This window comes from Variovorax sp. CAN15, from assembly GCF_030462475.1.
Classification (GTDB): Bacteria; Pseudomonadota; Gammaproteobacteria; order Burkholderiales; family Burkholderiaceae_C; genus Variovorax.
The window spans coordinates 1-25354 of record NZ_JASMRZ010000016.1; the positions used below are offsets into that span (position 1 = coordinate 1).

The window sequence follows — 25354 nt, forward strand, 5'->3', positions numbered from 1 at the left end:
AACGTCAGCACCACGAATCTGACCGCCAGCAACAACGTCAGCACCACGAATCTGACCGCCAGCAACGGCACGATCAACACGCTGAGCGCAACCAACGTCAGCACCACGAATCTGACCGCCAGCAACGGCACGATCAACACGCTGAGCGCAACCAACGTCAGCACCACGAATCTGACCGCCAGCAACGGCACGATCAACACGCTGAGCGCAACCAACGTCAGCACCACCAACCTGACGGCCAGCCGCGGCACGATCAACACGCTGAGCGCGACCAACGTCAGCACCACCAACCTGTCGGCTGCCAGCGCCACGGTCAATGCACTGACCGCCGGCACGGTCAGCGCCACGACGGTGAACGCCAGCACGGTGAATGCCACCACCGGCAACTTCCAGACGATCACCGCGGCCAACGGCAACATCACGGTGCTGAACACGCAGACCGGCAACATCACCACGATCAACGCCGTGACCGGCAACGTCACGACGCTGAATGCGGGCACGGTCAACGTCACCGGCAACGTGAATGCGGGCGGCACCATCACGGCGGGCAACGGCGTGGTCGCCAACGGACGCGTGCAGAACGTGGCCCCTGGCGTGCTGCCGACGGATGCCGCGAACATTTCGCAGTTGAACCAGGTCCGCAGCGAGGTGCAGGACATGCGCAGGACCAGCAGCACCGGCGCGGCCATCGCGCTGGCCGCGGCCTCCGTGCCGGCGCTCGAGGCGGGCAAGAACTTCGGCATCGGCGTGGGCGTGGGCTCGTACGACGGCCGATCGGCCATCGCGGCGGCGGCCAGCTTCCGCATCGGCGAAGGCGCGCAGATCAAGCTGAACATCGGCAGCGGCAACAACGGCAAGGTCGGCGGCGGCATCGGCGCCTCCTGGTCCTGGTAATCCGGCCCGGCACTCCCGCGGCGCCAGCGAGCGCGCCACGGGAATGCCAGCGGATGCAATCGAAAGGCCGGCCCCTATACTGGGTGACCGGCCTTCTTGCTTGTGGGGAAGGCCGGCATCGAAGCGGCCGCAATCACTGTCCCGGCCCAGTCTCGACCAAGACTCGACACTCTTCACGCGGATTCATGAACTCACCTTCTCTCGCTCCCGCTCCCTCCACGCCGGCCGCGGACGCCGGGCAACTCCTGGAGCAGGGTCTGGCGCTGCACCGGGTGGGCCGCTTCGCGGAGGCCCTGCAGGTCTACGAAGCGCTGCTGTCGCACTTTCCCGAGCATGCCGACGCGCTGCACCTCAGCGGCGAGGCGCTGTACCGGCAAGGTCGCCCGAAGCTGGCGCTGAATTACGTGAACCGGGCGATCGCGCGGTCGCCGCATCACTTCTACTTCAACACCCGCGCGACGATCTTCATGCACATGGGCCTGCCGGCCGAGGCGCAACAGGATCTTCGCCGCGCGATCAAGGCCTGGCCCAACTACCCCGAGGCCTACGTGAACCTGTCGGCGGTCTACCGCCAGCAGAAGAAGTTCCGCCAGGCGCGCGAAGCCGCCGCCGAGGCCACGCGGCTCGCGCCGCAGGCGCCCGCCGCATGGAACAACGCCGGTGCCATCGAGATGGAGCAGGACCGCTTCGACGAGGCGATCGCGCAGTTCAGCCAGGCGCTGGCGCTGGACCCCGGCTATGCCGCCGCGCACAAGAACATCGGCAAGATCCGCGCGCACCAGAAGGACTGGGCCGCCGCGCTCGGCTCGTACGAGCAGGCCGCCGCCGATCCGCTGGACTGCGAGGCCGCCTTCATGCTTTCCAGGGCGCTGCAGGCCTGCGGCCGCATCGAGGAAGCGATCGCGCCCATGCAGCGCGCCATGCGCAACTGGCCGGCCGAGGAGCGCCACAAGGCGCTGTCCGACCCCGAGGGCGTGGCCGCGCTCTACGGCGTGTGTGGCGCGCTGGAGGGCGTGTCGATGCGCTTCGCCGAATCGGCCGAGCTCTACAAGCTCGCGCTCGAAAGCCTGCCCGAGCACGAACTGCTGCTGAACAACCTGGGCACGGTGAACTTCCGCCTCGGCCGCTTCGACACTGCCATCGAGGTGCTGAAGAAGGCACTCGAGGTGCATCCGCGCCAGGTGCTCGCACGATGCAACCTGGGCGTGACCTACGTGATGGCCGGCCAGTCGAAGGAGGCCATCGCGGAGTTCGAGCAGTGCCTGCGCGACGCCCCCGACTTCATGCCGGCCATGGTGTGGATGCTGGGCGAGAAGGCGCACATCGCCGACTGGAACGGCGTGCCCGAGCTGCGCGATCGCATCGCGGCGCTGCTCGACAACCCGGGCAACGACCAGACGGTTTCGTCGTTCATCCTGATGTCGAACTACGACGACGCGCGCCGCCTCATGAACTGGACGCAGCGCTCCGCCACGCTGGCCGACCGCAACGCGGCCATCAGGCCCTTTGCCGACGCGGGCGCGCGCCGCACTTCGCCGCGCATCCGCGTGGGCTACTACTCCTTCGACTTCCGCAACCACCCGGTCGCGCACCTGACGGCCGAGCTCTACGGCCGGCACGACCGCAAGGATTTCGAAGTCTTCGTCTACTCCTACGGCCCCGACGACGGACACCCCGCGCGGGCGCGCATCGCTTCATCGGTCGAGCATTTCGTCGATCTGCAGGGCCAGTCGATCCAGCAGATGGCCGAGCGCATCCGCGAGGACGAGATCGACATCCTGGTCGACCTCTCGGGCGACACGCGCGGCGCCAAGCCGCAGGTGATGGCCTACCACGCGGCGCCCGCGCAGCTCATGTGGCTGGGCTACATGGGCACCAGCGGCACGCCGAACTACGACTATCTGGTGTCCGACAACTTCCTCTCGCCGCCGGGCACGGAAGACTGCTACTCCGAGAAGCTGCTGCGCCTGCCCGAGACCTTCCAGGTCATAGACACCCAGCGGCCGGTCAATCCGCACAGGCCCACGCGCGCCGAGCACGGCCTGCCCGATGACGCCTTCGTGCTGTGCAACTTCTCGCAGTCGTTCAAGATCCAGCCCGAGACCTTCGAGGCATGGGTGCGCATCGTCAAGGGCGTCCCGAACTCGGTGCTGTGGCTGGCGCAGGGCCCGAACGGCTTCGAGCAGAACCTGCGCGCGCAATGGGAGAAGGCAGGCCTGTCGGCCGAGCGCCTGATCGTGTCGCCGCGCATGCCGGTCGACCAGCACCTGGCGCGCATCGGCCTGGCCGACCTGTTCATCGACACCTTCCCCTACAGCAGCGGCGCCACCGCGAACGACGTGCTGTGGTCGGGCGTGCCGCTCCTGGCGCTCACGGGCACGACGATGGTGTCGCGCATGGCGGGCAGCCTGCTGGGCGCGATCGGCCTGCAGGAGCTGGTGGCCACGAACCACGCGGAATACGTCGAGAAGGCCGTCCACTACGCCACCCATCCACAGGAGCTTGCCGAGCTGCGCTCGCGGCTTGCGCGGGCCAAGGACGCGCGCAGCGGATACTTCGACACGCCGCGCTTCGTGCGCCACCTGGAAGACGGCTACCGGCAAATCGCCGCGCGCAGCCGTGAAGGGTTGCCGCCTGCGCACGTCGACGTTGCACCGCGTGTGCTGGAGAAGTGAGCAATCGCGGGCATACTCAGCTCTCCTTCAACAGCAGAGCTCCAGCAGCCTTTTGAATCATGAGCATCCTCAGTGAATTCAAGGAATTTGCCGTCAAGGGCAACGTCATCGACCTCGCGGTGGGCGTGATCATCGGTGCCGCCTTCGGCAAGATCGTCGACTCCCTCGTGGCCGACATCATCATGCCGCTGGTGGGCATGGTATTTGGCAAGCTCGATTTCTCGAATCTCTACGTGGTGCTCGGCACCGTTCCGGCAGGCGTGGCGAACACGCTGGCCGACCTGAAGAAGGCAGGCGTGCCGGTGCTGGCGTACGGCAACTTCATCACCATCGCCGTCAACTTCGTGATCCTCGCCTTCATCATCTTCATGATGGTCAAGCAGATCAACCGCCTGAAGCGCAGCGAAGAGCCGGCACCCGCCGCCGCTCCCGCGACGCCCGAAGACGTGGTGCTGCTGCGCGAGATCCGCGACAGCCTCAGGCAGCGCTGAGCTTGTTGCTCGCCCCCAGGCTACGCGCACTTCGTGTCGCGCACGCCTTCCCCCTACCGGGGGCAACACCGACGGCCCGGCAAAGCCGGCTCCGTGGTGTTCCCGAAGAACTCCGTTCAGCTCAGTGTGCGAGCCATGCGCAGCGCCTCGACGAGGCTCGAGGCATCGGCCAGCCCCGTTCCCGCGATGTCGAACGCGGTGCCGTGATCGGGGCTGGTGCGCACCAGCGGCAGCCCCAGCGTCACGTTCACGCCTTTCTCCACGCCCAGGTACTTGACGGGAATCAGGCCCTGGTCGTGGTACATCGCGACCACCACGTCGAACTCGCCGCTGGACGGCACGCCGGCCTTGGCGCGCGCGCGCATGAAGACCGTGTCGGGCGCGTGAGGCCCGCTGGCGTCGATGCCCTCAGCGCGTGCCGCCTCGACGGCCGGCCCGATGATCTCGCGCTCCTCCGAGCCGAACAGCCCGCCCTCGCCCGCATGCGGATTGAGCCCCGCCACGCCGATGCGCGGCGCACGACCCAGCGCTTGCGTCAACGCGCGGTGCGTGATGCGCAGCGTCTCCAGCACGCCCTCGAAGCGCACCGCCTCGATGGCCTTGCGCAGCGACATGTGGATGCTGACGAGCACGGTGCGCAGCTCGTCGTTGGCCAGCATCATGCGCACCGGCACGTCGGCCACGGTGCGGCCCAGATGCGCGGCTGCCTCGGCCTGTAGCAGCTCCGTGTGGCCGGGGTACGGAAAGCCGGCGGCCGACAGCGCCTCCTTGTGCAGCGGCGCGGTCACGATGGCGCCAATCTCGCCGCGCAGCGCGGCCCGCGCGGCCCACACCACGCATTCGCCGGCCACGCGGCCGGCCTCGGCGCTGACGCGGCCGGTTTCGATGCCCGAGGGCGGCGCGATCACCTGCAGCACCGGAATGCAGCCCGGCGGCACGGTCGCGGCCTCGGCGACGGATTCGATCTCCAGCACCGGCCAGCCCGGCCGGCCATCGGCAGCCAGGGCCTGCGAGGCCTTGCGCAGCGTGCCCACGTCGCCGGCGACGAAAGCGCCATGGGTGGCATCGGGCGCGTCGCGGAAGGCCTTGACGATGATTTCGGGGCCGATGCCGGCGGGATCACCCAGCGTGATGGCGATGGAGCCGCTCATTGGAAAGACACCTCCGTGCTCCGCACCGCGCTCATGCCGGGTTGTCGATGTCGATGAACTCGTGCGTCAGCCCGAGCTGCGCGGCCACATGCCCGGCCACCGCGGGTGCCCCGTAGCGCTCGGTGGCGTGATGCCCGCAGGCGAGGAAGGCCACGCCCATTTCGCGCGCGTAGTGGGCCTGCGGCTCCGAGATCTCGCCGGTGATGAAGGCATCGGCGCCGGCCGCGATGGCGGCCTCGAAGTAGCCCTGCGCGCCGCCCGTGCACCACGCGATATTCCTGATGGGTCGCGGCGCGGCGTCGACCAGCGTCACCGGCCGCTTCAGGACGCTCTCGACATGTGTTGCGAGCGCCTTGGCGTTGTCGAAGCTGCCGCCGCCTTCCTGCGTGCCGACGAAGCCCAGTTCCTGCTCACCGAAGCGGCCGCCCGGGCCGGCGTGGGCCGCGAGCCCGAGCTTCAGGCCGAGCTGGGCGTTGTTGCCGAGTTCGGGGTGCGCATCGAGCGGCAGGTGGTAGGCGAAGAGGTTGATGTCGTGGCCCAGCAGCAGGCCGAGGCGCTGCTTCATCCAGCCGGTGACGCGGCCGTCCTGGCCGCGCCAGAACAGGCCATGGTGGACGAAGATGGCATCGGCTTCGGCCTTGATCGCGGCCTCGATCAGCGCGCGGCTGGCGGTCACGCCCGAGACAACCTTTCGCACCGAGGTGCGCCCTTCGACCTGCAGGCCGTTGGGTCCGTAGTCCTTGAAGCGCCCGGGGGCCAGCAGCAGGTCGAATGCGTGAAGCAGTTCGTGGCGGGTTGTACTCATCGCGCCATTGTCGCGCCGCGCGCGGGCGCCACGCCACCATCGCGCATCGCGTGGCCGCGTGCGGCCAGGGGCAGCAGCGCCAGCAGGAAGCCGAGCGCGGCCAGCGCCGCGACGTAGTGCGCGGGCGCCATCGTGTCGTGCTGCAGCCAGAGCGTCAGGATCACCGGCGTGAGCCCGCCGAAGACCGCGTACGACATGTTGTAGGCGAAGGAAAGCCCGGTGAAGCGCACCGGCGCCGGGAAGGCGCGCACGCCCACGATCGGCACGGTGGCGATGGTGCCCACGAACAGGCCCACCAGGCCGTAGTGCCAGAAGAGCGTCGCCGGAGTACCAGGCACTCCGCTGTAGAACAGATAGGCCGTGGCGAACAGGCCGCCCCAGCCGATCAGCATCACGGTGCGGGTGCCGATGCGGTCGCTGGCCCAGCCGGCCAGCACGCAGCCCAGCGTGAGCGTCAGCGTGGCCAGGGCGTTGGCCTCCAGCGCCATGGCAGCCGGGATGTGGTGCACCTTCTGCAGATAGGTGGGCGTGTAGAGCACCACCACCACGATGGCGGCCGACAGCACCCAGGTCAGCAGCGCGACGTACACGCAGGCTAGGCGATGCTCGCGCAGCACGGTGCGAAGCGGCATTTCGCGCGCCGCATTGCGCCGGCCGGCCAGCTCCTTGAACACCGGCGTTTCGTGCAGGAAGCGCCGCAGGTACACCGACACTAGCCCGAACACGCCGCCCAGGATGAAGGGAATACGCCAGGCGAAGTCGCTCACCTGCTCGGGCGAATAGTGGCGGTTGATGGCGACTGCCACCAGAGAACCCAGCAGGATGCCGCCGGTGATGCCCGAGGTCAGCACGCCGATGCCCAGGCCGTAGCGCTTTTCCGGCACGTGCTCGCCCACGAACACCCAGGCGCCGGGCATCTCGCCGCCGATGGCCGCGCCCTGCAGCACGCGCATCGCCAGCAGCAGCAGCGGGGCCGCCACGCCGATGCTGGCGTAGGTGGGCAGCAGGCCGATCACCAGCGTGGGCGCCGCCATCAGGAAGATCGACAGCGTGAACATGCGCTTGCGGCCGAAGATGTCGCCGAAATGCGCGATGACGATGCCACCCACCGGGCGGGCGAGGTAGCCGGCCGCGAAGATGCCGAAGGTCTGCAGTTGCCGCAGCCAGTCGGGCATGTCGGCCGGGAAGAACAGCACCCCCAGCACGGTGGCGAAGAACACGTAGATGACGAAATCGTAGAACTCCAGCGTGCCGCCGAGAGCGGACAGGCCAAGGGTCTTGTAGTCGCTCGAACCGAGCGTGCGCGCCGGTGCCGGCTGCGCGCCGTCCGGAAAGGTTGCTTCTGAAGTCATGGCTGGCAGGAAGGTCTTGGCCGCGCGCCAGCCCGCAGGACCGGGTGAGAGAACGGAAAAATGGCGCACCGACGAAAAGCCTGGCCGCACCCGCCGGATAGGCAGCACGGGGGCCGGAAAGCAGACGGCCCGGGTGGGACCGAGCCGTGATACTAAGTGTTAACCCGAATTCACGCCCCGGATCGATCCGAATCTCGACCGGCCCGGGCGGTTTCTGGACTTCCCGGTTGAGGGACAATTGACAACATTGCCGCGCTGCATGCGGCTTTCCAACGTCTTTTTCACCAATCTTTCATGAAACGCACCTGGCTGCTATTTGCCCAAGCCGTGACCGTCCTGCTGGCGGCCTACTTCGTCGTCGCGACGCTCAAGCCCGAGTGGATCAACAAGCGCGCGACCTCGCTGGGCGGGGTGGTCTCGATCGTCGAGGCGCCCGCGGGCAATCCGAACGTCCCGGCCCCCGGCAGCCTTAGCGCGCCGGCCAAGAAGGCTTCACCCGCGGTGGTGAGCATCAACACCAGCAAGGCCGCGCAACGCCATCCGCGCAGCAACGACCCGTGGTTCCGCTTCTTCTTCGGCGACCAGGACGACCAGCCCCAGGTGGGCCTGGGCAGCGGCGTGATCGTGAGCCCCGACGGCTACATCCTCACCAACAACCACGTGGTCGAAGGCGCCGACGAGATCGAGGTCACGCTCAACGACAGCCGCCACGCGCGCGGCAAGGTCATCGGCACCGACCCCGACACCGACCTGGCCGTGCTGAAGATCGAGCTCGACAAGCTGCCGGTGATCGTGCTGGGCGACTCCGACGGCCTGCAGGTCGGCGACCAGGTGCTGGCCATCGGCAACCCCTTCGGCGTGGGCCAGACCGTGACCAGCGGCATCGTCTCGGCGCTGGGCCGCAACCAGCTCGGCATCAACAATTTCGAGAACTTCATCCAGACCGACGCCGCCATCAACCCCGGCAACTCGGGCGGCGCGCTGATCGACGTGAACGGCAACCTGCAGGGCATCAACACCGCGATCTACTCCCGATCGGGCGGCAGCATGGGCATCGGCTTCGCCATCCCCGTGTCGATGGCCAAGATCGTGCTCGAGGGCATCGTCAAGGAAGGCCAGGTGCGCCGCGGCTGGATCGGCGTCGAGCCCAGCGACCTGTCGCCCGAGCTGGCCGAGACCTTCGGCGTGAAGGCCGACGCGGGCGTAATCATCACCGGCGTGCTGCAGAACGGCCCCGCCGCCAAGGCGGGCATCCGGCCGGGCGACGTGATCACCTCGGTGGGCGAGAAGAAGACGGACAACGTGCAGGCGCTGCTGACCGCCGTGGCCGGCCTGAAGCCTGGCAGCACCTCGCGCTTCGCGCTGCAGCGCGGCAGCGACAAGATGGAACTGGACGTGACGCCGGGCCTGCGGCCGAAGAGCCCCGTTCGGCAAGTGCCGAATGAATAGGCTCGCCCCCCAGGCTGCGCGGCACTTCGTGTCCGCTTCGCCTGCCCCCTACCGGGGCAACACCTGAGGGCCGGCAAAGCCGGTTCCTCGGTGTCCTGGACTCCGGGATCGCCATTGGCGATCCCGAAGAAGTCCAGGAGATCAGCTGGATGATGCCGAGTCAGCGCTTTCTTCGTCTTCCGGCTTCCTGCCGGCGCTGGCGAAGTATTTGGCCCCGATGATGCCCACCTCGTACAGCAGGCACATCGGCACCGCGAGCGCCAGCTGCGAGACAACGTCGGGAGGCGTGAGCACCGCGGCGACGACGAACGCGACCACGATGAAGTAGCCGCGGAAGGACTTCAGCTTCTCGATGGTCACCATCTCGAAGCGCACCAGCAGCATCACGACGATGGGCACCTGGAAGGCCACACCAAAGGCGATGTACAGCGACAGGATCGCCTCCACGTAGGAAGAGATGTCGGGCGTCGCCTGCACCGCGGCGGGCGCGAAGCGCTGGATGAAGCTGAACATCTTGTCCAGCACGAAGAGTTGCACGAAGGCGATGCCCGCGTAGGCCAGCAGGCTGCCGAAGAAGATCAGCGGCAGTGCGAATTTCTTTTCGTGGCTGTAGAGGCCCGGCGCGATGAACATCCAGGCCTGGTACATGAGCCACGGCAGCGCCAGCAGCACGGCCGCCATCATCAGCACCTTGAGCGGCACGAAGAACGGGGAGAACACGCCGATGGCGATCAGCTTCGCGTCGTGCGGCATGTGCGCCTTGATCGGCATCGCGATCAGGTCGATCAGGCCGCCGGGGCCGGGCCAGATGGCCAGCAGGATGCCCGCGACCACGAGGCCGTAGACGCAATAGAGCAGGCGGTCGCGAAGCTCGACCAGGTGTGCCACGAACGGCTGTTCGGTGCCCGCGAGCTCGTCTTCTTTGTCTTTGCTCTTGCTGTCGGAATCGGCCATTGGGGAAGAAGAGGAGATAGCGTGACGCCGGCCGGCGCCCCGGGGAGCGCGGAGGTGGGAGCCCGGCCGTTAATTGATCTTGTGCGGACGGAAGCGCGCTACGCGCGCCGCCCCCGACAGCGCCTTGGTGCGCACGCCGTTGCGCGCCTTGTACCACTGCGGCGTGGCGCCCTGCTTCAGGCGCCAGTTCTTGCGGGGGTGTTTGTAGACCGGCGGCGGTGGCGGCTCGGGTTCGGCCAGCGCCGAGAGGGTTTCTCCCGAGCCGCTGAACTGCTTCTCGAACTCGCTCGCGCCCGTGTGGATGCTGTGCTCGACGTCGCGCGCAGCATCCTCGACGGTGGTCTTCATCTTGCGGAGCTCGTCGAGCTCCATCGAGCGGTTGACTTCGGCCTTGACGTCGTTGACATAGCGCTGCGCCTTGCCCAGCAGCGTACCGACGGTGCGGGCCACGCGCGGCAGCTTTTCCGGTCCGATGACGATCAGCGCGACGACGCCGATCAGCGCCAGCTTCTCAATGCCGAGGTCGAGCACGTGCTGCTGCCCGTGCTCAGGACTTCTGGCGCGCTTCGACGTCGATCGCCGACTTGTCGCTGTTGGCCGATTGGCCGGTCACCTGCTGGGCGGGGGCCGAAGCGGCGGCCGGGGCATCGGAGGACGCGCCGTCCTTCATGCCGTCCTTGAAGCCCTTGACGGCGCCTCCAAGATCCGAACCCATGTTCCGCAGCTTCTTGGTGCCGAAGATCATGACCACGACGAGCAGCACGATCAGCCAGTGCCAGATGGAAAAAGAACCCATGGAGAACTCCTAAGAATGTGTCCGATTTTAGTCGGGCGTAATGTGACAGTTTGGCTTAATGCCCGTCAGCCGCGAAGCCATGGCCGGGGACCGCCCATGACGTGGACATGGAGATGGTGCACCTCCTGCCCGCCCTCCGCACCCGTATTGACCACGACCCGGTAGCCGCCGTCCGGATAGGGCCTGCAGCCCTGCTCCAGCGCCAGCTTCGGTGCCAGGGTCATGATCTTGCCCATCAATGCCGAATCTTCGGGCGTCAACTGGGCCATCGAGGCGATGTGCTTCTTGGGCACAAGCATGAAATGCACCGGCGCCCAGGGCGCGATGTCGTGGAAACCGAACAGGTCCTCGTCTTCGTAGACCTTGCGGGAGGGAATCTTGCCCTCGATGATTTTGCAGAAGATGCAGTTCGGATCAGATGACATCTTTGGGTTCCATGGGACGGCCGTCGTTCATCCGGATCATGCCCTTCACGATCCGGTAGAGGAACCACAGCGAGATCAGGCTCCAGGCGATCCAGCCCGGCACGAGAAACAGCAGCCAGAGCCACGAGGTGACGATGTACAGCAGCCCCGCCCACAGCACCGAGCGGATGCGCCAGCTGAAGTGCGAGGCCTGCCAGGTGCCGGCCGCGTCGTCGCGCTTGACGAAGTCGATCACCAGCGCGATCAGCAAGAGCAGCACGGAGGCCTGCGCCCCCGGCACGACGGCGCCGATGGCCACGATCAGGTGCAGGATGTAGCTGACCCAGCCCCAGGTCTTGAGCGAGTCGTCGGGTTCCACTCTCACGATGTCGTTGGCCATGACGGATGTCCTTTCAATCGTTGGGTACTTCGGATTCCCGCGCCTTCACCTTGCGAAGCGCCTTTTCCTCGATGCCGCTGGTGCCCTCTCGGCGCTCCAGCTCCGCGGTGACGTCGGATGGGGAAAAGCCGTAGTGCGCCAGCGCCACCATGGTGTGGAACCACAGGTCGGCCACTTCGTTCACGATTTTCGAACGGTCGCCGCCGTGGTCGGCGTCCTTGGCGGCCATCACGACCTCGGTGGCTTCCTCGCCGATCTTCTTGAGGAAGGCGTCGGGGCCCTTGTGCAGCAGGCGCGCGACGTAGCTTTTCTCGGGATCGCCGCCGCGCGCGGGCAGGCGGCTTTCGATGACCGCGGCCAGGCGGGCGAGCGCGTCGGAGGTGCTGTCGTTGTTCACTGTGGCCGTCACTTGTAGATCGATTCCGGGTCTTTCAAGACGGGCTCGACCGCCGTCCAGCCGCCGTTGTCGTACTTGTTGAAGAAGCAGCTGTGGCGCCCGGTGTGGCAGGCGATGCCGGGCTCGTGGCCGAGCTGGGTGACCTTGAGCAGCACCACGTCGCTGTCGCAGTCCAGGCGGATCTCGTGCACGGTCTGCACGTGGCCCGACTCCTCGCCCTTGAACCACAGCTTGTTGCGCGAGCGGCTGAAATACACCGCACGGCCCAGCTCGGCGGTCTTTTCGAGCGCCTCGCGGTTCATCCAGGCGAACATCAGCACGTCGTTGCTGCCTTGTTCCTGCGCGATCACGGGCACCAGGCCGTTCGCGTCCCACTTCACTTCATCGAGCCAGTTCATGGACGGTATTGTCGGGGATGGCAAAAGACCCTCGAACAGCCGTTCGGCGAGCCTTCCGGAGGGTCATTCAGCGGTCGATGCGCACGGGAATGCCCCGCGCGGCCATGCGGGCCTTGGCCTCGCCCACCGTGTGCTCGCCGTAGTGGAAGATGCTCGCGGCCAGCACGGCGTCGGCGCCGCCGGTCTGGATGCCGTCGGCCAGGTCGTCCAGGCTGCCCACGCCGCCCGAGGCGATCACGGGCACGTCGACGGCATTGCTCACCGCGCGGGTCAGCTCCAGGTCGAAGCCGCTCTTGGTGCCGTCGCGGTCCATGCTGGTCAAGAGGATCTCACCGGCACCGCGGCGCGCCATCTCGGTCGCCCATTCGACGGCGTCCAGGCCGGTGTTCTTGCGCCCGCCATGGCTGTAGACGTCCCAGCCCGCGCCGCGCGTGGCGGCCTCTTCGGGGCTGCGGCGCTTGGCGTCGATGGCGACGACGATGCACTGCGAGCCGTATTTCTGCGACGCGTCGCTGATCACCTGCGGATCGGCGATGGCGGCCGAGTTGAAGCTTGTCTTGTCGGCACCGGCATTGAGCAGACGCCGCACGTCGGCCACGGTGCGCACGCCGCCGCCGACGGTCAGCGGAATGAAGACCTGCGAGGCCACCGCCTCGATGATCGGCAGGATCAGGTCGCGGCCGTCGCTGGTGGCGGTGATGTCGAGGAAGGTGAGCTCGTCGGCGCCCTGTGCGTTGTAGCGCGCGGCGATCTCGACCGGATCGCCGGCATCGCGCAGTTCGACGAAATTGACGCCCTTGACGACACGGCCGCCGGTGACGTCGAGGCAGGGGATGATGCGTTTGGCAAGCATGGTGGGGTAAGGAACCAGTGGGTGGTCAGAGAACGCGCAGCTGTTGCCAGCCAAGCCATTGGGCGCCGGGCGCGAGCAGCACAGGCTCGTCGATGCGGGCCGCCTCGACGCAGAGCATGTGGCGAAAGCCGTCGGCGGGCATGTCTGCGAGTTTCGCACCGAGCACGGCGCCGGGGTTCCAGACCACGGTTTCGGTGCAGGTGGGGCTCTGGGAGATCTCGACCGTGCCGCCGGTCTGCGCCAGCTGCAGCGGCCGGGCCGGCGCGCCGTAGACGCTGTCGAACTCGATGCCGAAATGCAGCGCCTCCGCCTTTTCGGCGTAGCGCTCGTCAGTCAGCGAATCCCAGCGATTGGCGCCCTGGAGGCCATTCAGGCGCGCATCGGCGATGTCTTCGACACGCAGGTAGGTGTGCAGCGCCGCGGTGAAGGACCAGGGCGCGGCATCGGTATTGACGAGCGTGAGCGCCGTACGCAGCCCGCCTGCGCTCAGCGTGACCTCCAGCCATGCCTCGAAAGAGTGCGGCCACAGCTTGCGCGTGGCTTCGTCGTCGCTCAGCCTCAGGCGCAGGGTCTGGGGGGCGTCGGAAGGGGCGTTTTCCCAAGGCAAATTGCGCATGAAACCATGCTTGGGCAGCATGCCGCGCTGGTTAAACTGCGGGCAGCAAATGGGGATGCCGCCGCGGATGGCGGCCTGCCCGTCGAACACCGCGCGCGGGCTCAGGTAGAGCCTCTCGACCTCGTCGGCCGTGGTCCACGACAGCACATGGGCGCCATGCAATGCGACGGTGACTGTGCTTCCGTCGGCGCCTGTGGCGCGCAGGGCGGGCTGGCCGCGAAACTCGATCAGGCTGGTTTCCATGTGAGGAATTGTAGGCAGCGCCCGTGCCGTGGCACGGAACCGGCATCCCGGGCCATTGCGCGGCCGGGGACTTCTTGGATACCCTGTGGTCGCCTGGATCGGGAGACAAGGTGCAGGCCGGTCCCGCGTACCCGGAAAAAATCACTCTCACACGACAAAAGGGGATACGAATGAAGAAGCTGCCGATGGCCGCATGGATCCTGATCGCGATGGTGCTGGGCATCATCGTCGGCTACATGATCTTCACCAGCTTTCCGGACAAGAAGGCCGCGAAGGAAATCGCAGACTACGTCTCCATCGTCTCGGACGTCTTCCTGCGCCTCATCAAGATGCTGATCGGACCGCTGGTGTTCTCCACGCTGGTGGTGGGCATCGCGCACATGGGCGACGCCAAGTCGGTGGGCCGCGTGTTCGGCAAGGCCATCGGCTGGTTCCTCACCGCCTCGCTGATCTCGCTGGTCATTGGCCTTGTCATGGCCAACCTGCTCAAGCCCGGCGAGAACCTCGGCCTGCCGCTGCCGGACATCGGCGCCTCCGCCAACCTCGCCACCGCCAAGTTCACGCTGAAGGACTTCGTGAGCCACACCGTGCCGAAGTCCTTCGTCGAAGCCATGGCCAACAACGAGATCCTGCAGATCGTGGTGTTCTCGATGTTCTTCGGCGTGGCGCTGGCCTCGCTGGGCGACAAGGCGAAGACGCTGGTCGCCGCGATCGAGGAACTCTCGCACGCGATGCTCAAGATCACCGGTTACGTCATGAAGCTCGCACCGCTGGCCGTGCTGGCCGCCATGGCCGCGACGGTGGCGGTCAACGGCCTGGGCATCCTGCTGAAGTTCGCTGTGTTCATGGGCGACTTCTACCTGGGCCTGTTCGTGCTGTGGAGCGTGCTGGTGCTGGCGGGGTTCCTGTTCCTCGGCCCGCGCGTGTTCAAGCTCCTGGTGCTCATCAAGGAAGCCTTCCTGCTCTCGTTCGCCACGGCAAGCTCCGAGGCGGCCTATCCGAAGATCCTGCAGGCGCTCGACCGTTTCGGCGTGAAGCGCAAGATCTCCAGCTTCGTGATGCCGATGGGCTACTCGTTCAACCTCGACGGCTCGATGATGTACTGCACCTTCGCCGTGCTGTTCATCGCCCAGGCCTACGACATCCACATGCCGATCAGCACGCAGGTCACGATGCTGCTGATCCTGATGCTCACCTCCAAGGGCATGGCGGGCGTGCCGCGCGCCTCGCTGGTGGTGATCGCCGCCACGCTGAACCACTTCGACATTCCCGAGGCCGGCCTGCTGCTGATCCTCGGCGTGGACACCTTCCTCGACATGGGCCGCTCGGCCACCAACGCGGTGGGCAACTCCATCGCCACGGCGGTGGTCGCCAAGTGGGAAGGCGAGCTGCTCTCCGAGAGCGACGCCGAGGTCAATGCCAAGGCGCTCGACGAAGAGGCCAACGCCACCCTCGCCCACCCGGCGCACGCCTGAGCCGAAGCACCATGAAGCGCATCGGCACGCTGCCATCCGCTTTTGCCGCGCTGCTGGCAGCCGTGGTCCTTGCTGCCGTCCTGCCCGCGACGCCCGCGCGGGCGCAGGAACAGCTCAGCGGCACGCTGGCCAAGGCCCGCGAGACCGGCGCCATCACCATCGGCTACCGCGAGTCGTCGGTGCCGTTCTCGTATCTCAATGCACGCGGCGAGCCCATCGGCTATTCGATCGAGTTGTGCCGCGCGCTGGTGACGGCCATCGAGGACGCGGTCAACAAGAGCCTCGCCATCAAGTGGGTGCCCGTGACCTCCGACTCGCGCATCGACGCGGTCGCGAGCGGCAAGGTCGACCTGGAATGCGGCTCCACCACCAACAACCTCGAGCGCCAGAAGCGCGTGAGCTTCTCGCCCACGATGTTCGTCTCGGGCACCAAGGTGCTGGTGAAGAAGGGCTCGCCGATCAAGTCGTTCCGCGACCTCGCCAACCGCAAGGTGGCGGTGACCGCCGGAACCACCAACGAGAAGACGCTGCGCGAGCTGTCGCAGAAGTTCAAGCTCAACATCGATCTGCTGGTGGCGCGCGACCACGCCGAATCCTTCGGCCTGGTGAAGAGCGGCCAGGCCGACGCCTTCGCCACCGACGACGTGCTGCTCTACGGCCTGATCGCCAAGGACGCCGCGAAGTCCGACTACGAGGTGGTCGGCGACTTCCTCTCCTACGACCCCTACGGGATCATGTACCGCAAAGGCGATCCGCAGCTGAACAAGGTGGTCGTCGACACCTTCCAGGTGCTGGCGGAAGACGGCGAGATCGAGCGGCAGTACAAGCGCTGGTTCCTGCGCAAGCTGCCCTCGGGCGAGAGCATCAATCTGCCGATGAGCGCGCAGCTGGAAACGATCATTCAGACGATGTCGGTGAAGGCCGAATAGACAGGCTTCCTATCTCGCAGGCCACTCCCATCGCGGGATCTCGCTCATGTCGAGATTCGCGATGCGCGTTTCGCCGAACTGCTTTTCGAGCACCACCGGCTGCAGGCCTTCGCTGTCGTCCAGCGCGGCGATCAGCCGGGCGGCGTGGACACCACGATCACCTGCGACTGCCGCGCGGCCTGCGCAATCAACCGCCCCAAGGCCGGCAGCAGATCGGGATGCAGGCTTGTCTCGGGCTCGTTGAGCACCAGCAGCGCGGGCGGGCGCGGCGTGAGCAGCGCCGCGATCCACAACAGGTAGCGCAGCGTGCCGTCGGACAGCTCGGCGGCTGTCAGGGGCCTCAGCAGGCCGTGCTGGTGCATCAGCGTCTCGAAGCGGTCGCCGTTCACGCGGATCTCGATGCCGGCGCCCGGAAAGGCGTCATCCACGGCGCTGTCGAGCGCTTCGCCGTCGCCGATCTCGCGGATGGTCTGCAGCGCGGCAGCCAGATCGGTGCCGTCGTTGGCGAGCACCGGCGTGTAGGTGCCCAGCTGCGGCTGGCGCGCGGGCGCGTCGGCGTCCGATCGGAAGTGATCGTAGAAGCGCCAGGAGCGCATCTGCTCGCGCAGCGTGAGCATCTCGGGCGCGTCGCGCGGGTCGGCGTGCTCGGTCATCATGCTGGCGAAGGCGGGAATCGGCCGGCCGACGGCCTGCCAGCCCTTGCCGTCGCGCAGCCGCAGCGCGGCGCCCTTGCGGTCGACCAGTTGCGTGGAGGGCCGCAGCAGCGGGCCGCTCCAGATGGCTTCGTGCTTGATCTGCGGGTCGTGCGAGAACGCGGTGGACGGAATCGGCGGCGGCAGGCCGATGTCGATGGCGTAGCCGAAGTCTTCGGCCTCGGCGCCGGCGAAGCCCAGCTTCAGCGCCACGGGCTCGCTGCGGGTGGTGCCCTGCACCGGCACGTCGCCGCGCAGCATGGCGGCAGAGAAGCGCTCGGGCCCGGCCCACAGCGTGGATGAGAGCCCGCCCTCGCGCACCAGGGAGCGGATCACGCCGCCGTTGGCGATGTCGGCCAGAAGCCGCATCGCGCGGTACACGCTCGACTTTCCGCTGCCGTTGGCCCCGGTCACGACCGTGAGCCGGCCCAGCGGCGCGGTCAGCTGCCTCAGAGATCGGTAATTGGCGATGGCGAGCGCGGAGAGCACGCGCTGCGCAGTGAATGCGTCAGGCGGCCAGTTCGTCCGCGCGGGCCTGCGCGGCGGCGAAGTCGAGGTCGCCCGAATAGATGGCGCGGCCGCAGATCACGCCCTCGACGCCGTCGGACTCGACCGCGCAGAGCTTGTCGATGTCGGCCATGTTCGACAGGCCGCCCGAGGCGATCACCGGGATGGTGAGCGCCTGCGCCAGCTTGACGGTGGCCTCGATGTTGATGCCAGAGAGCATGCCGTCGCGGCCAATGTCGGTGTAGATGATCGACTCGACGCCGTAGTCCTCGAACTTCTTGCCCAGGTCGGCCACCTCGTGGCCCGTGAGCTTGCTCCAGCCGTCGGTGGCGACCTTGCCATCCTTGGCGTCCAGGCCCACGATGATGTGGCCGCCGAAGGCGCTGCAGGCGTCCTTCAGGAAGCCGGGGTTCTTGACCGCGGCGGTGCCGATGATCACGTAGCGCAGGCCGTCGTCGATGTAGCGCTCGATGGTGTCGAGATCGCGGATGCCGCCGCCGAGCTGCACCGGGATGTCGTCGCCCACTTCCTTCAGGATCGCCTTGATCGCCGCGTGGTTCTGCGGCTTGCCGGCGAAGGCGCCGTTCAGATCGACCAGGTGCAGCCGGCGTGCCCCCGCCTCGACCCACTTGCGGGCCATGGCGGCGGGGTCTTCGCTGAAGATGGTGGACTGGTCCATGTCGCCCTGCTTGAGGCGAACGCAGTGGCCGTCTTTGAGATCAATGGCGGGAATGAGGAGCATGGAAGTGACGCGAGTGTGCGAAATCCGGGCTGTCGAAGCGTGGGCCCGGCCGGAAAAATAGGTTCAGGGATTCCAGTGGAGGAAATTGCGATATAGCTGCAGCCCATGGTCCGCACTCTTCTCCGGGTGGAACTGGGTTGCAAAAATGTTATCGCGTGCGATGGCCGCGGTAAAGCTCGCCCCATATTCCGCCTCGCCCACACTGTGTCTGGGGTCGGCCGGGCGGGCATAGAAGCTGTGCACGAAATAGAAATAGCTGAGGTCGGGCACTCCGGCCCATACCGCATGCGGCTGGGCCTGGCGCACCTGGTTCCAGCCCATCTGCGGCACCTTGAAGCGGCTGCCGTCGGGCTGCAGGCGGCCGGCCAGGTCGAACTTGACCACCTCGCCGGGAATGAGGTCCAGGCCGTCGGTCGGGCCCTCGTCGCTGCGCGACAGCATCATCTGCATGCCCACGCACACACCGAAGAGCGGCTTGCTGGCCGCCGCCTCGAGCACCGATTCCTGCAGGCCCGAGTCGCGCAGCTCGCGCATGCAGTCGGGCATGGCGCCCTGCCCCGGCAGCACCACGCGGGTGGCCTTGCGGACCACGTCGGGGTCGGAGGTGACGAACACTTCCACGCCGACCTGGTCGGCCGCATGGCGCACGGCCTGCGACACGGAGTGCAGGTTGCCCATGCCGTAGTCGACGACCGCGACGGTGTTGGCTGCTACAGATTTCATAGCTGATTGACGAACGCGTTCAGAGCGAGCCCTTGGTCGAGGGAATGACGCCGGCCGAACGCGGATCGAACTCGAGCGCGCCGCGCATGGCGCGCGCGAAGGCCTTGAACACCGTCTCGCACTGGTGGTGCGCGTTGACGCCCTTGAGGTTGTCGATGTGCAGCGTGACGAAGGCGTGGTTCACGAAGCCCTGGAAGAACTCGTAGGTGAGCTGGCTGTCGAAGGCGCCGATCATCCCGCTGGTGAAGGGCACGTGCATCACCAGGCCCGGACGGCCCGAGAAGTCGATGACGACGCGGCTCAGGGCTTCGTCCAGCGGCACGTAGGCGTGGCCGTAGCGGCGGATGCCCTTCTTGTCGCCGATGGCCTTGGCCACGGCCTGGCCCATCGTGATGCCGACGTCTTCCACCGTGTGGTGGCCGTCGATGTGCAGGTCGCCCTGGCAGTCGATGTCGAGGTCGATCAGCCCGTGGCGGGCGATCTGGTCGAGCATGTGGTCGAAAAAACCGATACCGGTAGCGAGCTTGGCCTTGCCGGTGCCGTCGAGGTTGACGCTGACGGTGATCTTCGTCTCGGCGGTGTTGCGGGTGACCGTCGCTGTGCGATCGGCGCTGCCCGGGTTGGTGGGGGTGGTCATAGTGAGGCTTCGAGTGCCGCGAGCATCCGCGCATTCTCGTCGGCCGTTCCGACGGTAAGGCGCAGGCAGTTTGCGAGCAGTTCGTGCATTTTAGAAACGTTCTTCACCAGCACTCCGTGCGCCTTCATGCCCTCGAAGGTCTTGGCGGCATCGGGCACGCGCAAAAGAATCATGTTGGCGTCGCTGGGCCAGGTCTTCACGCCGGGCAGGCGGCCGAGCCCCATCATCAGGCGCTCGCGCTCCTCGCGGATCTGCCGGGCCTGCGCCTCGAACACGTCGGCGTGCTCCAGCGCGAAGAGCGCGCACTCGCAGTTCAGCACGCTGATGTTGTAGGGCGGGCGCACCTTGTCGATCTGGGCGACCAGCGCCGCCGGGCCCATGAGGTAGCCCAGGCGGATGCCGGCCAGGCCGAACTTGCTGAGGGTGCGCATCAGCAGCACGTGGCTGTGCCTGGCCAGCCGGTCGATGTAGCTGCGCGCGGCGAAGGGCTGGTAGGCCTCGTCGATTGCCACCAGGCCGCCCTGCGCGCCCTGGGCCTCGACGATCCGCTCCAGCACCGCGTCGTCCCAGAGGTTGGCCGTCGGGTTGTTCGGGTACGCGAGGTACACGATGGCCGGCTTCTCGCGCTCGATGGCGGCCAGCATGGCGGCCTCGTCGAGTTCGAAGTCGGCCGTGAGCGGCACGCCGACGAAGCGCAGCCCCTGTAGCTTTGCGCTCATGGCATACATGACGAAGCCGGGCACGGGCGCCAGCACGGTGGCGCCGGGCTTGTCGCAGGCGATGGCCAGCAGCGAGATCAGCTCGTCCGAGCCGTTGCCCAGCATCAGCTCGAAGCCCTCGGGCATCTGCGCATGCGCGGCCAGCGCGCGGCGCAGGTCGGCGCCGCGCTCGCCCGGGTAGCGGTTCAGCGCCAGCGCGCCCAGCCGCGCGCCAAGTTCGGCCTGCAGCGCTGGCGGCAGGCCAAAGGGGTTCTCCATGGCGTCGAGCTTGATGAAGCCGGTGGCGTCCTGCACCGCGTAGGCGTTCATGGACCGCACGTCCTCGCGGATGCGGTCGAGCGGAAGACGGGCGGGTTCGGAAGGAGCAGCGGTCATCGGGTGCAGCGGTAGCTGTTTCGGAGGGCGCCGGCCATGACCAGTTGCACTGGCATGTCGGCTTCGTAACTGTCGGCGTTGCGGCTCAGCTCCGTCTGATAGAGCGAGCGCGCCATGGAGGGCTCGAGGCGGCGGCCCTCGACGCAGAAGATGGGCTTCTGCCCGTTGCGCTGAGAGGCCTCGACGCCTTCGCGCAAACCTTCGAGCACGCCGACGAGGTAGTAGCTGGCGTAGGCCTTGCCATCCTTCTCGCCGGCTTCGAGCGTGCGCAGTTCGCGGATGCTCATGGCCTGCACGCTGGTTACGGCCGCCGCCAGTACGAGCAGCAGGAAGGCAGCACGCTTCATGGGGCTCACTTGCGGTAGCGCGGCGCAGGCGCGTAGGCGCCGTCGGCCGGGAAGGCGCTGGGCTGCGCCGGGGCTGCGTCGCGGCGCTGGCGGCGGGGCGCGTCGCGCTCCTCCAGCTCGAACAGCGCGGCGCCGATCACGCCGATGTTGCGCAGGTCGCCGGCCTCGGTGTTGGCGGCATAGGCGCGGCCGGGCGCGGAAAAGCGGAAGGCCGCCACCTCGTTCTGGCTCTTGCGGAAGCCCTCGATGGTCAGCGACTGCAGCGGACGCAGCACGTAGCCGCCGTTGCGCAGGCTGCCGGGCTTGCCGTTGAGCACGTCCAGGCCGTCGACCGTGGCGATCACCTCGTAGCTGCGCTCGCTCAGGTTGCGAAAGCGCAGCGTGTAGCGCGAACCCTCGACACCGGCCAGGCGGAACATGTCGTCTCCGCCGGCTCCGCGGCGGGCCCGCTGCAGCGGCAGCGGACGGCCGTCCTCGTCGAGCACTGACCATTCGACGTCGCCGTCGGCCAGCATCAGACTCAGGCGCCGCTCGGGGTTGCCGCCCACCGCGCGGCGCACGGCGGAGGCTTCGTTGTAGCCCAGCGAGGCGATGTCGTCGGGGCGATCGGAGAGGCGCTTGGCGGCGACCGTGCGGGTCTTCGATTCGATGCCCTCGCCCCATTGGGTGCCGAGCTGCGGCGCGGGTGCTGCAGGCGCAGCGGCGCTGGGCGTGGTGGTGGCGGCCACCGATTCGCGCGGCGCCTGCGGCATCTGGCTGCAGGCGCCCAGCAGCGCGGCGCCCGCGATGGCCATGGCGGCAAATCTGGACAAACGCGAACCCGAACGCAAACTGAAACGCAAACCGAAAAGACGATCGATCATCAGGCGTGCTCCCCCCGCATGCGGGTTGTTGTTGGACTTCAGATCTTACGCAGCCGCATGCGGGCAGCCTCGGCGTGCGCCTGCAGGCCTTCACCCTCGGCCAGCGTCACCGCGACCGGGCCCAGCACCTGCGCGCCGGCCTCGCTGACCTCGATCAGGCTGGAGCGCTTCTGGAAGTCGTACACGCCCAGCGGGCTCGAAAAACGCGCCGTGCCGCTGGTGGGCAGCACGTGGTTCGGCCCGGCGCAGTAGTCGCCCAGGCTCTCGCTGGTGAAGGCGCCGAGGAAGATCGCACCGGCGTGGCGCAAGAGCGGCTCCCAGCGGCTCGGCTCGCCGCTGCTCACTTCCAGGTGCTCGGGGGCGATGCGGTTGCTGATCTCGCAGGCCTCTTCCATGCTCTTCGTGTGGATCAGCGCGCCACGGCCGTTGAGCGAGGCGGCGATGATCTCCGCGCGCGGCATCGTGGGCAGCAGGCGGTCGATCTCGACCTGCACGCGGTCGATGTAGGCGGCATCGGGGCACAGCAGGATGCTCTGGGCCAGCTCGTCGTGCTCGGCCTGGCTGAACAGGTCCATCGCCACCCACTCGGGCGGCGTGGTGCCGTCGGCCAGCACCAGGATCTCGCTGGGGCCCGCGATCATGTCGATGCCCACCGTGCCGAACACGCGGCGCTTGGCGGCGGCCACGTAGGCGTTGCCGGGGCCGGTGATCTTGTCGACGGCGGGGATGGTTGCGGTGCCGTAGGCCAGTGCGGCCACGGCCTGGGCGCCGCCGATGGTGAACGCGCGGGTCACGCCGGCCACATAGGCCGCGGCGAGCACCAGCACATTGCGCTCGCCCTTCGTGGACGACTGCCCGCCTGCGCCGCCGGTTGCCACGCTGCCTTTCACGGGCGTCGGGACCACCATGATGATTTCGCCGACGCCTGCCACGTGGGCCGGGATCGCATTCATCAGCAGGCTCGACGGATAGGCCGCCTTGCCGCCCGGCACGTAGATGCCCACGCGGTCGAGCGGCGTGACCTTCTGGCCCAGCAGCGTGCCGTCCGCGTCGCGGTAGCTCCAGCTCTCGCCGCTGGCCTTCTTCTGGGCCTCGTGATAGCTGCGCACGCGGTCGGCGGCAGCCTGCAATGCGGCGCGCTGGTCTTCGGGCAGCGAGTCGAAGGCCTCCTTGAAGTCAGCCTGAGTCAGCTCCAGTTCGGGCACCGCAGCAGCGCCGAGGCCATCGAAGCGGCGCGTGTATTCGAGCACCGCCTCGTCGCCGCGCTTCTGCACGTCGGCGAGGATGTCGGCCACCACCTTCTCGATGGCCGCGTCGGCGTCCGCCGACCAATGCAGCCGCGCCTTGAATTCAGCGTCGAAGGAGGCGGATGTGGTTGTGAGGCGAGAAGGTGTAGCTTTCATGATCTTTTCGGGGAACACCGCGGAACCGGCTTCGCCGGGCCGCAGGTGTTGCCCCCGGCGAGGGGGTTGGCGGGCCACACGAAGTGGGGAAGCCTGGGGGAGAGCCTCATATCGCGGAAGCGAACGCGTCGATGATGTGGCGCATCGGCTCGCGCTTGAGCTTCAGCGCGGCCTGGTTGACGACGAGGCGCGCGCTGATGTCCATGATGCGCTCCACCTCGACGAGGTGATTGGCCTTGAGCGTGTTGCCGGTGGAGACCAGGTCGACGATGGCGTCGGCCAGGCCGGTGAGCGGCGCCAGTTCCATGCTGCCGTAGAGCTTGATCAGGTCGACGTGCACGCCCTTGCTGGCGAAGAAGTCGCGCGCGAGGCCCACGTACTTGGTGGCCACGCGCAGGCGCGAGCCCTGCTTCACGGCCGAGGCGTAGTCGTAGTCGGCGCGCACGGCCACGCTCAGGCGGCAGGCTGCGATGCGCAGATCGAGCGGCTGGTACAGGCCCTGGTTGCCGTGCTCCAGCAGCACGTCGAGGCCGGTCACGCCGAGGTCGGCGCCGCCGTACTGCACGTAGGTGGGCACGTCGGAGGCGCGCACCAGCACCACGCGCACGTCGGGGCGGGTGGTTTCGAGAATGAGCTTGCGCGACTTCTCGGGGTCTTCTGTGACCTCGATGCCGGCGGCAGCCAGCAGGGGCATCGTCTCCTCGAAGATGCGGCCTTTGGAAAGCGCCAAAGTAATCATGCGGCTGCGGCTCCGGTCAGTCGTTCGATGTCGGCGCCGAGGCCGCGCAGCTTGGCTTCCATGCGGTCGTAGCCCCGGTCGAGGTGGTATATGCGGTCGACCAGCGTCTCGCCCTCGGCCACGAGGCCGGCGATGACGAGGCTGGCGGACGCGCGCAGGTCGGTGGCCATCACGGTGGCGCCCGAGAGCTGCTGCACGCCCTCGACCATCGCCACCTTGCCTTCGACGTGGATGTGGGCGCCCAGGCGCACCATCTCGTTCACGTGCATGAAGCGGTTCTCGAAGATGGTCTCGGTGACCATCGAGGCGCCGCGCGCGATCACGTTCAGGGCCATGAACTGGGCCTGCATGTCGGTCGGGAAGCCGGGGTATTCGGTGGTGCTGAAACTTTGCGCCTTCAGGTGCTCCCAGGCCGGGCCTTTGGAGCTGATGCGCACGCCGTCTTTTTCGGGCTTGACGGTGCAGCCGGCGTCGCGCAGCTTGTCGATCACGGCATCGAGGTGGTCGCCGCGCGCATGGCGCAGGAAGGCCTCGCCGCCCGTGGCCGCGACGGCGCACATGAAGGTGCCTGCCTCGATGCGGTCGGCCACCACGGCATGTTCGCAGCCGTGCAGCTTCTCGACGCCCTGGATGCGGATGTGGCTGGTGCCGTGGCCTTCGATCTTCGCGCCCATGCGGATCAGCATTTCGGCCAGGTCGACGATCTCGGGCTCCTGGGCGGCGTTCTCCAGCAGCGTCTCGCCCTCGGCCAGCGCGGCGGCCATGAGGAAGTTCTCGGTGCCGGTGACGGTGACCATGTCGGTCAGGATGCGCGCGCCCTTCAGCCGCGTGCGCCCTGCCGGCAGGCGCGCGACCATGTAGCCGTGGTCGACCACGATCTCGGCGCCCATGGCCTGCAAGCCCTTGATGTGCTGGTCGACCGGCCGTGAGCCGATGGCGCAGCCGCCCGGCAGCGACACCTTGGCATGGCCGAAGCGCGCCAGCAGCGGGCCCAGGGCCAGCACCGAGGCGCGCATGGTCTTCACGAGCTCGTAGGGCGCCTCGGGGTTGGTCAGGTCGGCAGCATTCAGGCGCACGGTGCCGTTGTCGTCTCGCTCGGCCGTGACGCCCATGTTGCGCACCAGCTTGAGCATGGTCGACACGTCCTGCAGGCGCGGCACGTTGTGCAGCACCACGGGCTGGTCGGTCAGCAGGGCCGCGCACAGTTCGGGCAGCGCAGCATTCTTGGCGCCGGAAATGAGTACTTCGCCGCGGAGCTCTCGCCCGCCGCGAATCAGAAGTTTGTCCATCGAAGTTCCAGCGAAATCAGGGGCCGCGAGGGGCCG

General features: G+C 67.5%; 27 protein-coding genes and 1 pseudogene. 6 read left to right on the forward strand and 22 right to left on the reverse strand.

Annotated features, from left to right (window positions below):
* From QMO14_RS13410 to mscL, 3 genes are all read left to right on the forward strand, one after another.
* The coding region (locus QMO14_RS13410) for a YadA-like family protein (RefSeq protein WP_301507703.1) at positions 1-894 on the forward strand (894 nt) is incomplete at its 5' end.
* A gap of 185 nt (positions 895-1079) precedes the next feature.
* The gene (locus QMO14_RS13415) at positions 1080-3569 is read left to right on the forward strand and encodes a tetratricopeptide repeat protein (protein ID WP_301507704.1); all 2490 of its coding nucleotides are present in this window, start codon (positions 1080-1082) and stop codon (positions 3567-3569) included.
* A 59-nt stretch (positions 3570-3628) separates the two neighbouring features.
* Positions 3629-4060 carry a large conductance mechanosensitive channel protein MscL gene (gene mscL / locus QMO14_RS13420; RefSeq protein WP_301507705.1) on the forward strand — a complete coding sequence of 144 codons (432 nt, stop codon included), beginning with the start codon at positions 3629-3631 and terminating at the stop codon, positions 4058-4060.
* Positions 4061-4176: 116 nt separating this feature from the next.
* Here mscL and pdxA read toward each other — a convergent pair whose 3' ends face one another.
* Genes pdxA through QMO14_RS13435 form a run of 3 tightly spaced genes read right to left on the reverse strand, consistent with a single transcriptional unit; the run spans position 4177 to position 7368 of the window.
* Positions 4177-5211, reverse strand: coding sequence for a 4-hydroxythreonine-4-phosphate dehydrogenase PdxA (gene pdxA, locus QMO14_RS13425; RefSeq protein WP_301507706.1), 1035 nt, complete (start codon positions 5209-5211; stop codon positions 4177-4179).
* A 31-nt stretch (positions 5212-5242) separates the two neighbouring features.
* Positions 5243-6016, reverse strand: a complete 774-nt coding sequence (locus tag QMO14_RS13430) for a Nif3-like dinuclear metal center hexameric protein (RefSeq protein WP_301507707.1) — start codon at positions 6014-6016, stop codon at positions 5243-5245.
* Positions 6013-7368 (reverse strand): MFS transporter, encoded by a 1356-nt coding sequence (locus tag QMO14_RS13435; RefSeq protein WP_301507708.1) that lies wholly within the window; start codon positions 7366-7368, stop codon positions 6013-6015. Before QMO14_RS13435 ends, QMO14_RS13430 begins: the two co-directional genes overlap by 4 nt.
* Before the next feature lie 294 nt (positions 7369-7662).
* On the opposite strand from QMO14_RS13435, the gene QMO14_RS13440 reads away from it, so the two are divergent.
* A complete protein-coding gene (locus QMO14_RS13440) occupies positions 7663-8817 on the forward strand; it encodes a trypsin-like peptidase domain-containing protein (RefSeq protein WP_301507709.1) in 1155 nt (384 codons plus the stop codon).
* Between the two features lie 141 nt (positions 8818-8958).
* Here the strand turns inward: QMO14_RS13440 and tatC are convergent, their stop codons facing one another.
* From tatC to QMO14_RS13485, 9 genes are all read right to left on the reverse strand, one after another.
* The gene (tatC, locus tag QMO14_RS13445; RefSeq protein ID WP_301507710.1) at positions 8959-9771 is read right to left on the reverse strand and encodes a twin-arginine translocase subunit TatC; all 813 of its coding nucleotides are present in this window, start codon (positions 9769-9771) and stop codon (positions 8959-8961) included.
* Between the two features lie 69 nt (positions 9772-9840).
* A complete protein-coding gene (gene tatB / locus QMO14_RS13450) occupies positions 9841-10302 on the reverse strand; it encodes a Sec-independent protein translocase protein TatB (RefSeq protein WP_019654392.1) in 462 nt (153 codons plus the stop codon).
* 16 nt (positions 10303-10318) lie between these two features.
* Positions 10319-10567 carry a Sec-independent protein translocase subunit TatA gene (gene tatA, locus QMO14_RS13455; protein ID WP_301507711.1) on the reverse strand — a complete coding sequence of 83 codons (249 nt, stop codon included), beginning with the start codon at positions 10565-10567 and terminating at the stop codon, positions 10319-10321.
* A gap of 65 nt (positions 10568-10632) precedes the next feature.
* Positions 10633-10992, reverse strand: coding sequence for a histidine triad nucleotide-binding protein (locus tag QMO14_RS13460; RefSeq protein ID WP_301507712.1), 360 nt, complete (start codon positions 10990-10992; stop codon positions 10633-10635).
* Positions 10982-11371, reverse strand: a complete 390-nt coding sequence (locus QMO14_RS13465) for a hypothetical protein (protein ID WP_301507713.1) — start codon at positions 11369-11371, stop codon at positions 10982-10984. Before QMO14_RS13465 ends, QMO14_RS13460 begins: the two co-directional genes overlap by 11 nt.
* Before the next feature lie 13 nt (positions 11372-11384).
* Positions 11385-11780, reverse strand: coding sequence for a phosphoribosyl-ATP diphosphatase (locus QMO14_RS13470; protein ID WP_301507714.1), 396 nt, complete (start codon positions 11778-11780; stop codon positions 11385-11387).
* The gene (gene hisI, locus QMO14_RS13475) at positions 11777-12175 is read right to left on the reverse strand and encodes a phosphoribosyl-AMP cyclohydrolase (RefSeq protein WP_301507787.1); all 399 of its coding nucleotides are present in this window, start codon (positions 12173-12175) and stop codon (positions 11777-11779) included. The genes QMO14_RS13470 and hisI overlap by 4 nt, the downstream gene beginning before the upstream one ends.
* Before the next feature lie 58 nt (positions 12176-12233).
* Positions 12234-13019 carry an imidazole glycerol phosphate synthase subunit HisF gene (gene hisF, locus QMO14_RS13480; RefSeq protein ID WP_301507715.1) on the reverse strand — a complete coding sequence of 262 codons (786 nt, stop codon included), beginning with the start codon at positions 13017-13019 and terminating at the stop codon, positions 12234-12236.
* A gap of 25 nt (positions 13020-13044) precedes the next feature.
* Positions 13045-13878 carry a D-hexose-6-phosphate mutarotase gene (locus QMO14_RS13485; protein ID WP_301507716.1) on the reverse strand — a complete coding sequence of 278 codons (834 nt, stop codon included), beginning with the start codon at positions 13876-13878 and terminating at the stop codon, positions 13045-13047.
* A gap of 170 nt (positions 13879-14048) precedes the next feature.
* Between QMO14_RS13485 and QMO14_RS13490 the strand changes: the two genes are divergently transcribed.
* Together QMO14_RS13490 and QMO14_RS13495 are read left to right on the forward strand one after the other, a co-directional pair.
* Positions 14049-15353: a dicarboxylate/amino acid:cation symporter gene (locus tag QMO14_RS13490; RefSeq protein WP_301507717.1), complete on the forward strand. Its 1305-nt coding sequence runs from the start codon at positions 14049-14051 to the stop codon at positions 15351-15353.
* An 11-nt stretch (positions 15354-15364) separates the two neighbouring features.
* A complete protein-coding gene (locus tag QMO14_RS13495; protein ID WP_301507718.1) occupies positions 15365-16282 on the forward strand; it encodes an amino acid ABC transporter substrate-binding protein in 918 nt (305 codons plus the stop codon).
* 9 nt (positions 16283-16291) lie between these two features.
* On the opposite strand, the pseudogene QMO14_RS13500 reads toward QMO14_RS13495, so the two are convergent.
* From QMO14_RS13500 to murA, 10 genes and pseudogenes are all read right to left on the reverse strand, one after another.
* Positions 16292-17463 (reverse strand): annotated as a pseudogene (locus QMO14_RS13500) (AAA family ATPase).
* 19 nt (positions 17464-17482) lie between these two features.
* The gene (hisA, locus tag QMO14_RS13505; RefSeq protein WP_106935539.1) at positions 17483-18223 is read right to left on the reverse strand and encodes a 1-(5-phosphoribosyl)-5-[(5-phosphoribosylamino)methylideneamino]imidazole-4-carboxamide isomerase; all 741 of its coding nucleotides are present in this window, start codon (positions 18221-18223) and stop codon (positions 17483-17485) included.
* A gap of 63 nt (positions 18224-18286) precedes the next feature.
* The gene (hisH, locus tag QMO14_RS13510) at positions 18287-18946 is read right to left on the reverse strand and encodes an imidazole glycerol phosphate synthase subunit HisH (RefSeq protein ID WP_301507719.1); all 660 of its coding nucleotides are present in this window, start codon (positions 18944-18946) and stop codon (positions 18287-18289) included.
* Positions 18947-18965: 19 nt separating this feature from the next.
* Entirely contained in the window at positions 18966-19583 is a 618-nt protein-coding gene (gene hisB, locus QMO14_RS13515; RefSeq protein ID WP_301507720.1) for an imidazoleglycerol-phosphate dehydratase HisB, read from the reverse strand.
* On the reverse strand, positions 19580-20677 hold the full coding sequence (hisC, locus tag QMO14_RS13520) for a histidinol-phosphate transaminase (RefSeq protein ID WP_301507721.1): 1098 nt from the start codon (positions 20675-20677) through the stop codon (positions 19580-19582). Before hisC ends, hisB begins: the two co-directional genes overlap by 4 nt.
* Positions 20674-21024: a hypothetical protein gene (locus QMO14_RS13525; protein ID WP_301507722.1), complete on the reverse strand. Its 351-nt coding sequence runs from the start codon at positions 21022-21024 to the stop codon at positions 20674-20676. Before QMO14_RS13525 ends, hisC begins: the two co-directional genes overlap by 4 nt.
* Positions 21025-21029: 5 nt before the next feature.
* A complete protein-coding gene (locus tag QMO14_RS13530) occupies positions 21030-21836 on the reverse strand; it encodes a hypothetical protein (RefSeq protein WP_301507723.1) in 807 nt (268 codons plus the stop codon).
* Positions 21837-21925: 89 nt separating this feature from the next.
* Entirely contained in the window at positions 21926-23290 is a 1365-nt protein-coding gene (gene hisD, locus QMO14_RS13535; protein ID WP_301507724.1) for a histidinol dehydrogenase, read from the reverse strand.
* A gap of 106 nt (positions 23291-23396) precedes the next feature.
* Positions 23397-24029 (reverse strand): ATP phosphoribosyltransferase, encoded by a 633-nt coding sequence (hisG, locus tag QMO14_RS13540; RefSeq protein WP_301507725.1) that lies wholly within the window; start codon positions 24027-24029, stop codon positions 23397-23399.
* Entirely contained in the window at positions 24026-25318 is a 1293-nt protein-coding gene (gene murA, locus QMO14_RS13545) for a UDP-N-acetylglucosamine 1-carboxyvinyltransferase (protein ID WP_301507726.1), read from the reverse strand. Before murA ends, hisG begins: the two co-directional genes overlap by 4 nt.
* Positions 25319-25354 lie beyond the last annotated feature (36 nt).